The organism is Kordia sp. (assembly GCF_965224175.1).
Taxonomy (GTDB): Bacteria; Bacteroidota; Bacteroidia; order Flavobacteriales; family Flavobacteriaceae; genus Kordia.
This window is the reverse complement of record NZ_OZ245041.1, coordinates 5,281,252-5,296,336: the sequence shown is the minus strand read 5'-3', so window position 1 is coordinate 5,296,336 and position 15,085 is coordinate 5,281,252. Positions and strand designations below refer to the sequence as shown.

Below are 15,085 nucleotides of genomic sequence, written 5' to 3'. Positions count from 1 at the left end.
AAGACTATGCGAATTTTACTTACAGGCGCTACAGGATACATCGGAAAACGACTCATTCCAATTTTATTGGAAATGGGACATTCTTTAGTTTGCTGTGTAAGAGACAAGCAACGTGTTGCAGAAGAAATCGCAAATCATGAACATATTGAACTTATTGAAGTCGATTTTTTAAATCTAGGAAGTTTATATAGAATACCATCTGATATCGATGTTGCTTATTATTTAATTCATTCCATGTCTTCTTCTACTAAGTTTGAAAAAATGGAACGTGATTGCGCAGTTCATTTTAAAACATATCTGCAAAACACGAAAGTAAAACAAGTTATTTATTTGAGTGGAATTGTAAATGATCAACAATTATCGAAACATTTACAATCTCGCAAAAACGTAGAAAACACATTACAATCTAGCATTTATTCCTTAACAACATTTAGAGCAGGAATTATTGTAGGCAGTGGAAGTGCTTCATTTGAAATTATTCGTGACTTAACTGAAAAACTGCCTATAATGGTCGCGCCAAAATGGATTAAAACCAAATCGCAACCTGTTGCTATTCGCAATGTCCTAGAATATTTATCTAAAGCAATCGGAAATGAAAACGTTTATGACAAATCATATGACATTTTTGGACCAGATACGTTGACGTATAAAGATATGATGTTGCAGTTTGCAGAAGTACGAAAGTTGAAAAGAACCATTATTTCTGTACCTGTAATGACACCAAAACTCTCCTCCTATTGGCTGTATTTTATCACAACAACTTCATACAAACTCGCTAAGAATTTAGTAGATAGTATGAAGGTTGAAGTGATTGGAAAACAAAGTGATATTAATGAAATTTTAGACATTCAGCCAATGTCTTACAAAGAAGCCGTACAAAAAGCTTTTATTAAGATTGAGCAAAATAGTGTGATTTCGAGTTGGAAGGATTCTTTGATTAGTGGACGCTTTCGCGAAAAAATATCACGCTATGTTAAAGTTCCTGAGTATGGCTGTTTTAAAGACATAAAGAAACGTACAGTCATTGACGAATCTGAAACTTTAGAAAAAATTTGGGCGATTGGTGGAAAAAATGGTTGGTATTATGCAACCTTCTTATGGAAAATTCGCGGGTATTTGGATAAAATTTTTGGAGGCATCGGATTACGTCGTGGACGTACACACCAAACAAAACTTAATGCTGGAGATCCGCTTGATTTTTGGAGAGTTTTGTACGCAAACAAAGAAGAAAAACGCTTGCTACTTTTTGCAGAAATGCGTTTACCTGGTGAAGCTTGGCTAGAATTCAAAATAGAAAAAGATCAATTGCTTCAACGTGCTATTTTTAGACCTAAAGGAATTTGGGGAAGAATGTATTGGTATGCCGTTTTACCATTTCATGGTTTTATTTTCAACGGAATGATTAATAAACTCGTTAAAAACGATTAAAATATATGAGTACTCAAAATAAAATAGAAATTAACGTTGTACTGTTTAAGCGTGATTTACGTCTTCATGATAATGAAGCTATACACAATGCGCTGTCTACAGAAAGAAAGACGTTGCTTTTATTTGTTTTTGAAGATATTCTCCTGAATGATCCGCATTACAGTGAACGCCACTGGAATTTTATAAAAGAATCATTAATCGACTTAAATAATTCTTTGATTGCCTATAATAGTGAGATATTAATTGTACGATCAAACATACATAGAACCTTGCAAATCATTCAGGAAACTTATAAAATTTCACATCTATATTCGCATCAAGAAACTGGTATAAAAGTTACGTATGATCGTGATAAAATGCTAAAACGTTTTTTAGCAAATAATATGATTTCTTGGACTGAAAACGTAAATAATGGTGTATTTAGAGGTTTACAAGATCGTACCAATTGGATTGAGAAATGGGAAGATTTTATGAATCAATCGTTGCTTTCTTTTCTTCCTAAAAAAGAACAATTATTCACGAAAGAAGAAGTAGCACATTTAGCAACATTTTTCCACGTACCGAGTTTGGAAACAAATCCAGATACACTTTTCCAGAAAGGCGGTACTTCGATTGCCATGAAATATATGAATACGTTTTTTAAAGACCGTAGTAAAAATTACAATCATCATATTTCCAAACCATTATTAGCGCGTCGTAGTTGTAGTCGTTTGTCTCCGTATTTAGCTTGGGGAAATTTGTCAGTTCGTGAGGTTTTACAAGAAACCACACGCTGCATAGAACAAAATATTCATAAGAAACAGATGGAATCATTTGGTTCTCGTTTGCGTTGGCAAGCACATTTCATTCAAAAATTTGAAATGGAAGATGAAATGGAATTTGTGAGTATTAACAAAGGATATAGAAAATTAAAAAAGCATGTTTCTAAACAATATATTGAAGCATGGAAAAACGGAATGACAGGATATCCACTGGTAGATGCTTGCATGCGTTGTTTGAAAGAAACTGGATATCTAAATTTTAGAATGCGTGCTTTAGTGGTATCTTTTTTTACTCACAATTTATGGCAACCTTGGCAAAAGGCTACTGTTATTCTTTCTCAATATTTTTTAGATTTTGAACCAGGAATTCACTTTCCTCAAATTCAAATGCAAGCTGGTGAAACTGGAATTAATATGTTACGCATGTACAATCCGACAAAAAATGGAATTGCACATGATCCTGAAGGTACTTTTATTAAAAAATGGGTTCCTGAACTGGCTGACTTAGACATTGCTTTTGTACATGAGCCGTCTAGAATGACACCAATGGAACAACAAATGGCTAATTTTATTTTGGGAAAAAACTATCCAAAACCTATTGTTAATCTTCAGGAGACTCGAAAATATGCCAGTGATATTTTATGGAACATGAAAGATGAGAATACAGTGATTGAAGAAAACTTCAGAATCTTACAAAAACATACTTTATCTAACAGAAAAAAGAGTTCTTAATGATTGTCAATACTACATATACAGATAAAGAAGCTGCAAAACTTATTGATTCGCACTTAGGAGTATCATTTTCTTTATTGCAACGTATCAAACTTAAAGGTATAGGTTCTAAACGAATGATTATTCATGATGTGAGTCCAAAAATGAAACAATATCTAAATGCGGTTGATGATTTAAATTATGGAAGTATCGAATTACGCCCAAAAGGAATTTTAATTCACATTCACAAAAAACTAAATAGTTTCTCTTGGATTGTTCCATATTACAAATTGCACATTTATACCTCATCTTATTTTAGCATTCATGCAGACGGAAATTTTATTCAATTCAAAAAAAATAAACTCTACAAAGAGAATAAAGCATTCATTGAAAAAATGCACATGCAAAAAAATACAATATTAAACATTACAGATTATTACCAAGGATGAATTATAACTTAAATCCACGACAAATTGATCGCATTATTGAAATGGCTTGGGAAGATCGTACCACTTTTGACGCGATTAAATTCCAATTTGGACTCAAAGAACAAGAAGTAATCAATTTGATGCGAAATAATATGAAACGTTCTAGCTTCAAACTATGGAGAAAACGTGTTTCTGGACGCAAAACAAAACATCAAAAAAAGCGTGATTTTATGAGTGGACGCTTTAAATGCTCGCGTCAACGAAGCATAAATAATAACAAAGTCTCTAAGCGTTGATGCTAGTATAGTTTTTACTTATAGAAGCATCAATAAAAAAGACACTTTTCTTTTTGTTTCAACTTTATTTTGTTTAACTTTAACATTAAATACTTAAACATTTTTAAAAATATGAAAACTGCTGACGTTTTAAATCACTTAAATGGTACTGCTATTTCTCTAAATGGATTTGATCATGATGAGATTGGAGACGATCACCTATTAACAGGTATGGAGACTCCTATGCGTGCAGATGCTTTCAAAATATCCGATGAAGAAAAGAAACAAAAAATTTCTTATCACTTCTCGGAAATCATGGAAACGTTAGGACTTGATCTAAATGACGACTCATTGAAAGGAACTCCCAAACGAGTTGCAAAAATGTACATAGAAGAAATATTTTCAGGTTTAGACCCAAAGAATAAGCCAAAAGTGGCTTTGTTTGATAATAAGTATCAATACAATCAGATGCTTATTGAAAAAAACATACAATTTTACTCTAATTGTGAACATCATTTTGTTCCAATCATGGGAAAAGCACATGTAGCTTATATTTCTTCTGGTAAAGTCATTGGACTATCGAAGCTTAACAGAATTGTTCAATATTACGCAAAGCGACCTCAAGTACAGGAACGCCTTACGAATCAGATCGCTGCAGAATTACGCGAAATATTACAAACTGATGATGTAGCTGTAATTATTGATGCGAAACATTTGTGTGTTTCGTCTAGAGGAGTAAAAGATGACTCTTCAACAACAATTACCTCTTATTATGGTGGTGTGTTTAATACACCCGAAAAAATTCTAGAATTACAAAACTTTTTAAACAATTAACATTATGGCAACTATTTTTTCAGAAGTAACCGACTTTGAAAGAACAAAGTTCATATCAAGAAGTGACAAAATCACAGCTTCTCGTGAAGCAAAACGCTTAATCTTAAGCTTGAATGAAATTTATAAGCAAAAGAAAGATCCAGCGATCATGGAAATCATGAAAAGGTTAACCACATTAAAGCGTAAGTACGAGAAACGCTTAAAATAATTCTTAACCCAAAGAAAATGTAAAGCAATGCTAGTAGTCAAGAGTATTATTAGCATTGTAATACATTATATAACATCAACAAATCAACCCACTTTAGATGAAAAATATCTTAGTAATTGGAGGTAGCAGAGGAATCGGAGCTGCCATTGTGGAAGCACAAACAGCACATCACAACGTAACTAACATAAGTCGTACAGCTCCTGAAATTACATCCAATAACTTAACGCATTTTAGTTGTAATATCCTAGAAGACGAGCTTCCCGAAATAGAGGCAATAGATACTTTAATCTATTGTCCGGGAAGTATCAATTTAAAGCCAATATCTCGCTTAAAAATTGATGATTTTAAAAATGATTACGAGATTAACGTACTTGGTGCCGTAAAAGCCATTCAAAAGTATTCACCAAAATTAAAGCAAGGTAACAATCCGAATATATTACTATTTAGTACTGTTGCAACAAAACTAGGAATGCCATTTCATGCTAGTATCTCTGCGGCTAAGTCTGCAGTAGAAGGTTTGGTAAAAACACTCGCTGCTGAATTTGCTCCTACAATTCGTGTAAATGCCATTGCACCTACAATTACAAATACAGATTTAGCGAGTAAATTACTCCGTAATGACAAAATGATTGAAAGCATTGCAGAACGTCATCCATTAAAGAAATTCTTAGAACCGCAAGAAGTTGCAGACATGGCAGATTTTTTAATTTCTGACAAAGCACGCTCAACATCTGGGCAAATTTTTACTATTGATTGTGGGATTGTAAGTGTAAAATTATAAGTCTATGAAATTTTACATTCGATTAATATTATTCCTCATTATTAATTTTGGAGCGCTTGGGATAGGAACAATTCTTATGAATAACGGACCAACAGAAGCTTGGTATCTTAATTTAGATAAAGCACCGTGGACGCCACCAGGTTGGGTTTTCGGTTTTGCATGGACAATTGTTATGATTTGTTTCTCAATATATATGGCAAAACTCCTTGAAGCAAAAAATACTTCAACCATATTAATACTATTTGGAATACAATTTATCTTGAATGTAAGTTGGAATTATGTGTTTTTTAATCAACATATGGTCTCATTTGGAATGATCAACTTGATTTTATTATTCATGTTGATTGCTTACATGACCATAACTTATAAAGCTGAACTAAAAACATATACAATATTCATACTACCCTACTTATTATGGCTTATAGTCGCCAATACTTTAAATGGCTATATTCTATTTAACAACTAATACATATGCACAAATTTAGCACTAAAGGAATTGTGTATCGACTACACAGCAAACAAAATATTCCCATATCTCTTGAAGAGGCATGGGATTTTTTATCAGATCCAAAAAACTTAAAAACAATTACGCCAGATTATATGAGTTTTGATATACTCACAGAAAATCTAGGTAAAATGTATCCTGGTCAAATTATACAATATATAGTAACACCTATTTTTAATATAAAAACGCATTGGGTTACTGAAATTACACATGTAGAAGACAAACATTATTTTGTTGACGAACAACGTTTCGGTCCATACACAATGTGGCATCATAAACATTTTATTAAAGAAATTCCAGGCGGTGTAGAAATGGAAGACATTATTGATTATAAAATTCCCTTGGGATTCTTAGGACGTATGTTTCATCCTATTTTGGTAAAGCCTAAACTAACTGAAATTTTTGAATACAGAACTAAAAAACTAACTGAACTATTTGGAACTTATGAAGGATAACTATATACTTTTTTGGCATCGTAGAGATTTACGTCTAGAAGATAATATTGGTTTACATCATGCGCTAACATCCGGAAAGAAAGTCATTCCTATATTTATATTTGATAATGATATTTTAGATAAATTACCTAAAAATGATGCTCGCGTTAATTTCATACATGATGAACTTTCAAAAATTCATTCAACATTGCAAGATCATGGTAGTAGTCTAATTGTAAAACATGGAAAACCACTTGTTGTTCTACAAGAAATTATTTCAACATTCAATATTTCTGCAGTTTATACCAATCATGATTACGAACCATATGCAATTGCTAGAGATACAGAAGTAAAAGAATTCTTAGAAACACAAAATATTGAGTTTAAAACATTCAAAGATCAGGTAATTTTTGAACGTAATGAAATTGTAAAAGCTGATGGTAAACCATACACTGTGTATACTCCATTTTCAAAAAAATGGTTAGCAAACTTAAAAGACACTGATTACCAAAGTGTTGACTCACAAATACATTATAGTAATTTTGCAAAAGTTAGCACTAACTTGCCTACACTAGAAGACATAGGGTTTACACCTTCCAAAATTAAAGTACTTCCATACGCAATAACAGAAAATATCATTGATAATTATGAAGATACTCGCAATTTCCCCGCTATAGAAGGAACGTCAAGATTAAGTCCACATTTACGTTTTGGAACTATCAGTGTTCGAAAATGTATACAACATGGATTGCGATCTGAAAATAACATCTTTTTGAAAGAATTGATTTGGAGAGAATTTTTCATGCAAATATTATGGCATTTTCCAACATCTGTGACGCATAATTTTAAATCAAAATATGATGGCGTTAAATGGCGTAACAACGAAGAAGATTACAAAGCTTGGTGTGAAGGAAAAACAGGATATCCATTGGTTGACGCTGGCATGCGCGAACTCAATAAATCTGGATACATGCATAATAGAGTTCGTATGATTACCGCAAGCTTTCTTTGCAAACATTTATTGATTGACTGGAAATGGGGAGAAGCATATTTTGCTAAAAAACTATTAGACTTCGACTTAGCGCAAAATGTTGGAAATTGGCAATGGGTTGCAGGAACTGGTTGTGATTCCTCTCCGTACTTCAGAATATTTAATCCAACATCTCAAATTCAAAAATTTGACAAAGATCACGGATACATCAAAAAATGGGCGTCTGATTATCAAGAATTTACATACCCAAAACCTATTATTGACCACAAGTTTGCTCGCGAACGTTGTTTAGAGGTATATAAAGCTGGTATCAATGCTTAAGTCTTGTTTTGTTTAACCTTTTTACCGTTTTAACAAACAATTAACAATTTTTGTTTAATCATTTTTAATTTTAATTAAACAAAATATTTATCTTTGTAGAGATCGTTAAAAACAATTAATCACAAAAAGCAATAAATTGTTATGAAAAAGAAAACAACATCAATCCTTATGGCTTTCGTTATCGCAGTATTCGCACTCACTTCTTGTAGTGATGATGATAACAATGTAGCGCCACCTGCCAGCAACACAATCGCAGACTTTGTTGCTGCTAACTCTTCTTTCAGTTCTTTAGGAGCTGCTTTAGACAGAGCAGATTTAACTGGAGTCTTAGCAGGAACAACTGATTATACGGTATTTGCTCCTGATAATGCCGCATTTGATGCATTCTTGGCTGCAAATGGTTTTGCTAATCTAGAAGCAGTGCCAGTAGATGTATTAACTCAAATATTATTAAATCATGTAGTAAGCGGTATTAATACTTCTTCAGATTTAAGTACTGGATACATTGAAACTTTAGCCGAAGAAACTACAACTGGAAATAAACTGAACATGTATGTAAATACGAGTTCAGGAGTTGTATTAAACGGTGCTTCTACAGTAACTACAGCAAATGTAGACGTAGATAACGGAGTAATTCATGCAGTAAATAATGTAATAGGTTTGCCAACTGTAGTTACATTCGCAACAGCTGATGCAACCTTTGGAGTATTAGTTGATGCATTAACAAGAGAAAATACATTTACCTATGTAGGTACGTTGAGTACTACAGGAACTCCTGCTCCATTTACAGTTTTTGCACCAACAGATGCTGCATTTACAGATTTAATTGGTGAGTTAGACGGAGTAAATTCTTTAGCAGATATCCCAACAGCTACATTAGAAGCTACATTAAATACACATGTTGTAGCAGGAGCTAACGTATTAGCATCAACATTAACTGATGGAATGATGGTAAATACATTAGGAGATAATTTTACAATAAATACGGCCGGTGGAGCTACTTTTACCGACCTTAACAATAGAACCGGTGACATTATTGTTACCGATGTTCAGGCAGTGAATGGTGTAATTCATGTTGTTAATAAGGTTATTTTGCCGAATCTAAATTAGGTGTATTAGATTCACAAATACCATTTTTAAGATTGATAAAGGCAACTATCCCAATAGTTGCCTTTATCTTTTGGTAGAATTTTGTACCTTTTGATTCCCAAAAGTCAATACATGAAACAAGTACTACTTCTATTTTTATGCAGTCTCAGTTTTTGTCAAGCACAAGAACTAGAATTTGATATTTATTTTGACTTGGGAAAGTTTGCATTATCTTCAAAACATGAGAAAAAGATAAATAATCATTTGGCTAGCTTAGATAGCACTACTACGTATAATTTTATGATTAAAGGGTATACTGATTTTGTGGATACAGAAAATTTTAATCTTGAGTTATCTAAGAATAGAGCTACTTCTGTGTATGAGTTCTTGGAAGAAAACTATAAATTATTAATCAACTCTATTGAAAAAGAAGCAAAAGGTGAGTTACCTACAGAAGAACAAAAACAAAATGAACGTATTGGTGTAAAAAAGCATCGAAAAGTTTCTGTAGTAGTTTTAAAAAATGATCATAAACCAAAAGTCGCCAAGCGAAAAGAGAACATATATATTGTTCCTATTGAAGAAATTCGTGTGGGACGTACGTATGCTCTAGGTAAAATTAATTTTAAAACAGGAAGAGTCACACTTATAAAGTCTTCCAAAAAAGAGTTAGAAAAATTAGTGCGTTTCCTTAAAAAGAATCGTAGTATTCATATCGAAATTCAAGGGCATGTATGTTGTGGCGGCGATGATGACTCTGATGCGCTGAATAGCGATACTGGAACACAGACACTTTCTGTAGACAGAGCAAGATTTATATATAGATATCTTATTAGTAGAGGAATTTCTAGAGATCGTTTGAGTTATAAAGGTTATGCTTTTAAAGCTCCTTTGCGTTTCCCTGAAAAAGGAAGTCGCGATCGTCGTGCAAACAGACGTGTTGAAATTAAGATTACAAATAACTAATTCTCCTCTAAAAAAAGCAATCAACTTTTAGAAATAAAAAAATGAATCACCTTAGTAAACTAAAATGATTCATTTGTATATGTTTTTATGTAAATTCAGTTACAAACGCACAATTTTTGCTCCTATGGCACGTAAACGTTCGTCAATATTTTCGTAACCTCTATCGATTTGTTCAATATTGTGAATTGTAGAAGTTCCTTTTGCAGATAATGCAGCAATCAATAATGAAATTCCAGCTCTAATATCTGGAGAAACCATCGTAGTCGCTTTTAACTGTGATTTAAAATCATGACCAATCACGCTTGCTCTATGCGGATCACACAAAATAATTTTTGCGCCCATATCAATCAATTTATCTACGAAGAATAAACGACTTTCAAACATTTTTTGATGCACTAAAACACTTCCGCGCGCTTGTGTGGCAACTACCAAAATAATACTTAGTAAATCAGGTGTAAATCCTGGCCATGGTGCATCAGCTATAGTTAAGATAGAACCATCAATATAGTTTTGAATTTCGTAACCATCTTTATGTTCTGGCACGTAAATATCATCTCCTTTACGTTCAACAGTAATTCCTAATTTTCTAAATACATCAGGAATTTGACCTAAATCATCCCAACTTACATTTTTTATCGTCAACTCGCTACGTGTCATAGCTGCCAAACCAATCCAACTTCCAATTTCAATCATATCTGGAAGCATTCTGTGTTGTGTTCCGCCTAACTCTTCTACACCTTCAATACTTAATAAATTAGAACCAACACCACTAATTTTGGCGCCCATTCTGTTTAGCATTTTACACAATTGTTGTAAATATGGTTCACAAGCGGCATTATAAATTGTAGTAGTTCCTTCTGCCAAAACAGCAGCCATTACAATATTTGCAGTTCCAGTTACAGAAGCTTCATCCAATAACATATATGTTCCTTGAAGTTTGTCTGCTTCTACACCATAGAAATAATCTTCTCTATTGTATCTAAACTTAGCGCCTAATTTTATAAAACCTTCAAAGTGTGTATCTAAACGTCTGCGTCCAATTTTATCACCTCCAGGTTTAGGAATATATCCTTTACCAAAACGCGCTAATAATGGTCCTACAATCATAATAGATCCACGCAGTCCTCGTCCTTCTTCTTTAAATTGTTCTGATTCTAGATATTTAAGATTAATATCATCAGATTGAAACGTATAAGATCCAGGTCCGTTTTTTTGAATTTTCACACCTAAGTTTCCTAAAAGCATGATTAATTTATTGACATCAACGATATCAGGAATGTTATTGATTGTCACCTTTTCTGGAGTTAACAAAACTGCACATAAAATTTGTAAAGCTTCGTTTTTTGCTCCTTGTGGTTGAATACTTCCTTTTAACTGATGACCACCTTCAATCTTAAAAGTCCCCATAAAATATAATAATGTATTTTGTTAGTAACGTTTTCTGTTGTTACGATTTTTATTGTTTCGTTGTTGATTTTTGTTGTTATGCGAAAATTTCTTCTTTTGTTTTAAAAGATTAGAAGCATCAGATAAATCTTCATCTTTGGCTGCTAAGTCAATTTTCCCATTACTCAATTCGAGTAAGTGTTTAAAAATCACATAATCTTCTACTGTATCCTTGTTCCAATTGAGATAACATTTTTTCATATGGTTCGCAATTGCATACTCAAGAGCTACTTTCATTTCGCCTTCTTCCCAACTATTTGCCACATCAATCATGCGCTTGATATTATTTCCATAGAAACGATATTTAGGGAAGTTTTGCGGATATCCTAATGGTTCAGGACGTTCTTGTAATACTTCTTTAGAAGGTTTTGGAAACGGAGAATCAACATCAAGTCTAAAATCTGACATAATGAATAGTTGATCCCATAATTTATGCTGAAAATCTGGAACGTCGCGTAAGTGTGGCTGTAAATTTCCCATTACACCAATAATAGCTTTTGCTTGTTTATTGCGTTCTTCTGCATCTTCTGTTGCTACTGCGATATTGATCATTTTTTGAATATGTCTTCCATATTCAGGAATAATCAATCGTTTACGCTCTGTGTTATACTCTAACTGGTCAATCAAAATAAAATTTGTTTGTAAGGTAAATATTGAAGTAAAATAAAGTTCTTGTGAAGATTATTTTGTGATTGCAAAGTAGTAAAAAAAATCTAGATAACTCCGCTAGTTATAAAGAAATTATACCTTCTACAACACTTACTTCTTTGTATTTTTCAATTACAGCGTCGGCACTTTTCATATTTACCGTGATGGTAACACTAGTATACGTACCTTTTGAAGATTGTTTTGTGTCTATTACAGCTCCTAAATTGTCAAATATTTGATGTACTTGTTTTATTTTACTTTCATCAGAAGGAACAATAAATTTGTACATGTATAATGTTGGAAATTGTGTAGTATCTTCTAATTGTGTTTTTAGTTTTGCATAAAACGCTTGTGAATCGTTTTTTGAACTCATGCTATATTTTTTTCTAATGAATGGCAAAGATACAGCTTCTTGGAAAACTTTTAACAGTTTAACTATTTGATAACTTTTTTGAGGAATGTTTTCTGCTGGGTTTTCACTTTTAAGAAATAAGTTCCTGTATGTAATTGTTGAACGTTTATAGTTGTTTCTAATTGATTTGAAACATCTTGCTGAATGATCAATCTACCTAAACTATCAAACAATTCCACTTATCACCACCTACAAACCAAATAGCTTCTGCTTCTTCAATTCTCTGCTGAACATATACAAAACTGCTTGCATCTTCATTGCTAAAAATGATGGTTTCTACTAGGTTAATCGTGATTCCTAAATCGGAATACATGTAATTATTATATCCAATTAGAATCGCTCGCGCATGAAACAAAAATATCGCCACCATTGGCACGTTACAAAAATCATCGCATGGCATCATCTGATTCAAATACAACGCCCATTAAGCAAGATTCTCCAAACGGAGTTTTATTGACGCTAACCGTATTTCCCATTCGAAGCGACGTATACGATTGCGCAAAAGTTATACACGTAAATAAAAAGCAGACAATACAATATCAAAATATTATATAGTCTGCTTTTTACTATAAATTATTGTTGCTCAATTTTTAACCAACCTTCCCATACTCCTTCTACTTGATAGCATATAAAATATTCTCCAGCTTCAGTAACAGCTACAACCTGAATTTGCCCTTTTAAATCAGTTGTTGCAGCTACTTTAACTGCTCCATTCAAAGGTCCCGTGGATTCTCCTCTAATGCCAAAAAGTGCCTCGGCTTGAGACCAAACTAATTTATTTCCTGCTTCTACCTGCCAAGTATGCGCTACATTTTTTGCCTCGTCAATATAAAAAGCTTCTACGCGTCCATCTGAATTCGTTGCTATGACAAAATTGTTCATAATTTTAAATTTTATAATGTCCTACTCTATTTAAATTGGCTTTTCGGATTCCGCCTGTAAAAATCAAAAAAAAACTAACTAACAATTTCATTATTTGACTTTTATGATATTACAAATGTGTTATAATTTCTAGTTTTTTTATAAGTAGAAATTGCCTGTTTGTATAAAACAGATAGAATTACCGAGAAATAAAGAAGAGTGAAAATTTGACAGAGAAAAATCTAATATCAATTAATTTGTATCATGGCAAACTTGATTTGCATCAAGGCAAAAATAACATTAAAGTCAATTCCCTAATTGAAAGAACTACTTAACTCAATATACGTTTTCTAATTTAGCTTTTATAGCTAGTTTTGAAGGAACAAATACTTCTTATATATGAAATCATTTTTCGGTATTATACTTGTCGTTTTATGTTTTACATCTTGTAAATCGCTACAAAACAGTGCTTCCAATCAAAGAGAGAATAAAGAAATTATGATGTTTTCAAAAGCTGTAGCATACTTTGAAGTAATTGAAAAAACATATATTGATACGACTTTAAAATATATTGATACTACTTCCACTAAAGGTAAAATTAAACATGATATCTTATTAACTGAAAAAGAAGATTTACTTGAAATTGCGTTAGAAGGTTTTAATAAATTTATTGACTCATTTCCAAAATCAAATTTATACCCAAAAGCATTATATAACTTGGCTCATATTAGTTCATTACTACAATATGACGAAGATGAAATATCTTATTTAAAAAAATTATTAGAAAGTAATGCAGACGATAGAGATCATAGCGGACGAAATGGACTTATGGCAAATCCGTATGCAAATTACAAACATGATGCAAGCAATAGACTCACCGAAATCTTTATTAAAAAAGGGGATTTTAAAAACGCTCTAAAATACAAAAAAGTAAGCGAAAAATATCCATTACAACACTTTTGCGGAAATGCGTTTGCAGCAGAAGAAATTCATAATGCTCAAATTTATGGAGAAATATATAACGGTTTGGGGAATTCTGATAAAGCCTTACACTATTTGCTTCCACATGTTTTTGGAAATGGATTTGCAAGCAACGACAAATTAGTACAAACCACTATAGATATTCTAAAAAAGAATAGCGATTCAAAAACGCTAAAGTCTTCTCTTGAAAATGCAATGAATAACTTCTATTCAAAAAAAGTGAACCTCAATAATGATGAATGGACAAATTATTATATCCATCTTTTTGACACCGAAATTGAAGTACCAAGTTGGGGAATTTTTGAAGATGATTCAGAAAAAATAAAAGCGATTGTTTTTAAAAGAATCAAAGAATCTCATTTTTATAAACTATTAAATGAATAGTCTTTGAAAAAGAAGTAGTTTTAACTTCATCTTAAATCTGTACAGATAAAATGGCTAGTAGTTTTATTGAACTTAATAATGTTGGTTTTTGGGCTAGTGATGGTTTTATAGAAGCAATTCAATATTGCCTTATCTATGAAATTGAACTTCATGATTTCTCTGAAGATTCTTGGATTCACGAATACAAAAATCAAATCGCAATACAATCCATTCCGCTTGTATATGGCGGAATGTCTATGTGTTTGGAAGATATCGTGGAAAAATCAATCATTATTCAGCTCATTGATACAATCGTTCATAAAATTAATCATGATAACGGTTATTTTACATTATCAAACATGCAATGCATGCAAAGACATACTATGAAATTGTTACAACAAAATGGTGATGCATATACAGATGAAAAAGATATTGAAGATGCTATCCAAAATGGAAGATGGAACGGCGGAATTTGTATTAGCAAAAACAAAGAAAGGTATATTTGTGCTTTTAAACTCTTAAATACGCTTATAAAAGATGAACTAAAAGAAGATTGCGATCTGTCTTCTTATCTTATGGATTTAAAAAATTAAATCTGATATTAGGTATTCATAAAATTCTGAGTATTGTGTAAAATTTTAA

21 protein-coding genes are annotated in these 15,085 nt (G+C 32.2%); 15 read left to right on the top strand and 6 right to left on the bottom strand.

All coding sequences use genetic code 11. From position 1 onward, the window contains the following. Positions 1-6: 6 nt before the first annotated feature. The 12 genes from ACOQOS_RS23235 to ACOQOS_RS23180 all read left to right on the top strand — a co-directional run bounded on the left by ACOQOS_RS23235 (position 7) and on the right by ACOQOS_RS23180 (position 9,732). Entirely contained in the window at positions 7-1,428 is a 1,422-nt protein-coding gene (locus ACOQOS_RS23235) for an SDR family oxidoreductase (protein ID WP_420572823.1), read from the top strand. Between the two features lie 5 nt (positions 1,429-1,433). Further along, positions 1,434-2,921 carry a deoxyribodipyrimidine photo-lyase/cryptochrome family protein gene (locus ACOQOS_RS23230; RefSeq protein WP_420572822.1) on the top strand — a complete coding sequence of 496 codons (1,488 nt, stop codon included), beginning with the start codon at positions 1,434-1,436 and terminating at the stop codon, positions 2,919-2,921. After that, positions 2,921-3,349: a hypothetical protein gene (locus tag ACOQOS_RS23225; protein ID WP_420572821.1), complete on the top strand. Its 429-nt coding sequence runs from the start codon at positions 2,921-2,923 to the stop codon at positions 3,347-3,349. Before ACOQOS_RS23230 ends, ACOQOS_RS23225 begins: the two co-directional genes overlap by 1 nt. After that, positions 3,346-3,624: a TIGR03643 family protein gene (locus ACOQOS_RS23220; protein WP_420572820.1), complete on the top strand. Its 279-nt coding sequence runs from the start codon at positions 3,346-3,348 to the stop codon at positions 3,622-3,624. The genes ACOQOS_RS23225 and ACOQOS_RS23220 overlap by 4 nt, the downstream gene beginning before the upstream one ends. A gap of 111 nt (positions 3,625-3,735) precedes the next feature. Further along, entirely contained in the window at positions 3,736-4,437 is a 702-nt protein-coding gene (folE, locus tag ACOQOS_RS23215) for a GTP cyclohydrolase I FolE (protein WP_420572819.1), read from the top strand. Positions 4,438-4,441: 4 nt separating this feature from the next. Next, the gene (locus ACOQOS_RS23210; protein ID WP_420572818.1) at positions 4,442-4,645 is read left to right on the top strand and encodes a hypothetical protein; all 204 of its coding nucleotides are present in this window, start codon (positions 4,442-4,444) and stop codon (positions 4,643-4,645) included. A gap of 97 nt (positions 4,646-4,742) precedes the next feature. After that, positions 4,743-5,426, top strand: coding sequence for an SDR family NAD(P)-dependent oxidoreductase (locus ACOQOS_RS23205; protein WP_420572817.1), 684 nt, complete (start codon positions 4,743-4,745; stop codon positions 5,424-5,426). Positions 5,427-5,430: 4 nt separating this feature from the next. Continuing rightward, entirely contained in the window at positions 5,431-5,892 is a 462-nt protein-coding gene (locus tag ACOQOS_RS23200; RefSeq protein WP_420572816.1) for a TspO/MBR family protein, read from the top strand. A gap of 5 nt (positions 5,893-5,897) precedes the next feature. After that, positions 5,898-6,386 carry an SRPBCC family protein gene (locus tag ACOQOS_RS23195; protein ID WP_420572815.1) on the top strand — a complete coding sequence of 163 codons (489 nt, stop codon included), beginning with the start codon at positions 5,898-5,900 and terminating at the stop codon, positions 6,384-6,386. Further along, the gene (locus ACOQOS_RS23190) at positions 6,376-7,677 is read left to right on the top strand and encodes a cryptochrome/photolyase family protein (protein ID WP_420572814.1); all 1,302 of its coding nucleotides are present in this window, start codon (positions 6,376-6,378) and stop codon (positions 7,675-7,677) included. The genes ACOQOS_RS23195 and ACOQOS_RS23190 overlap by 11 nt, the downstream gene beginning before the upstream one ends. 141 nt (positions 7,678-7,818) lie before the next feature. Next, complete coding sequence (locus ACOQOS_RS23185; RefSeq protein ID WP_420572813.1) at positions 7,819-8,787, top strand: fasciclin domain-containing protein; 969 nt, start codon at positions 7,819-7,821, stop codon at positions 8,785-8,787. A 111-nt stretch (positions 8,788-8,898) separates the two neighbouring features. Beyond that, a complete protein-coding gene (locus ACOQOS_RS23180; protein ID WP_420572812.1) occupies positions 8,899-9,732 on the top strand; it encodes an OmpA family protein in 834 nt (277 codons plus the stop codon). 99 nt (positions 9,733-9,831) lie between these two features. Here the strand turns inward: ACOQOS_RS23180 and murA are convergent, their stop codons facing one another. The 5 genes from murA to ACOQOS_RS23155 form a co-directional block, all read right to left on the bottom strand. Next, entirely contained in the window at positions 9,832-11,139 is a 1,308-nt protein-coding gene (gene murA / locus ACOQOS_RS23175; protein ID WP_420572811.1) for a UDP-N-acetylglucosamine 1-carboxyvinyltransferase, read from the bottom strand. Between the two features lie 21 nt (positions 11,140-11,160). Next, a complete protein-coding gene (locus ACOQOS_RS23170; protein WP_420572810.1) occupies positions 11,161-11,805 on the bottom strand; it encodes a DUF4290 domain-containing protein in 645 nt (214 codons plus the stop codon). A gap of 103 nt (positions 11,806-11,908) precedes the next feature. After that, positions 11,909-12,199: a DUF493 family protein gene (locus ACOQOS_RS23165; protein ID WP_420572809.1), complete on the bottom strand. Its 291-nt coding sequence runs from the start codon at positions 12,197-12,199 to the stop codon at positions 11,909-11,911. A gap of 62 nt (positions 12,200-12,261) precedes the next feature. Then, positions 12,262-12,417 (bottom strand): T9SS type A sorting domain-containing protein, encoded by a 156-nt coding sequence (locus tag ACOQOS_RS23160; protein WP_420572808.1) that lies wholly within the window; start codon positions 12,415-12,417, stop codon positions 12,262-12,264. Further along, positions 12,396-12,641: a hypothetical protein gene (locus ACOQOS_RS23155; protein ID WP_420572807.1), complete on the bottom strand. Its 246-nt coding sequence runs from the start codon at positions 12,639-12,641 to the stop codon at positions 12,396-12,398. The genes ACOQOS_RS23160 and ACOQOS_RS23155 overlap by 22 nt, the downstream gene beginning before the upstream one ends. Between ACOQOS_RS23155 and ACOQOS_RS23150 the strand changes: the two genes are divergently transcribed. After that, a complete protein-coding gene (locus ACOQOS_RS23150) occupies positions 12,632-12,793 on the top strand; it encodes a hypothetical protein (RefSeq protein ID WP_420572806.1) in 162 nt (53 codons plus the stop codon). The two genes, ACOQOS_RS23155 and ACOQOS_RS23150, sit on opposite strands and share 10 nt — an antisense overlap. A gap of 18 nt (positions 12,794-12,811) precedes the next feature. Here ACOQOS_RS23150 and ACOQOS_RS23145 read toward each other — a convergent pair whose 3' ends face one another. Continuing rightward, positions 12,812-13,120 carry a hypothetical protein gene (locus ACOQOS_RS23145; protein ID WP_420572805.1) on the bottom strand — a complete coding sequence of 103 codons (309 nt, stop codon included), beginning with the start codon at positions 13,118-13,120 and terminating at the stop codon, positions 12,812-12,814. Between the two features lie 378 nt (positions 13,121-13,498). On the opposite strand from ACOQOS_RS23145, the gene ACOQOS_RS23140 reads away from it, so the two are divergent. Together ACOQOS_RS23140 and ACOQOS_RS23135 are read left to right on the top strand one after the other, a co-directional pair. Beyond that, the gene (locus tag ACOQOS_RS23140; RefSeq protein WP_420572804.1) at positions 13,499-14,464 is read left to right on the top strand and encodes a tetratricopeptide repeat protein; all 966 of its coding nucleotides are present in this window, start codon (positions 13,499-13,501) and stop codon (positions 14,462-14,464) included. Between the two features lie 50 nt (positions 14,465-14,514). After that, positions 14,515-15,036: a hypothetical protein gene (locus ACOQOS_RS23135; protein WP_420572803.1), complete on the top strand. Its 522-nt coding sequence runs from the start codon at positions 14,515-14,517 to the stop codon at positions 15,034-15,036. Positions 15,037-15,085 lie beyond the last annotated feature (49 nt).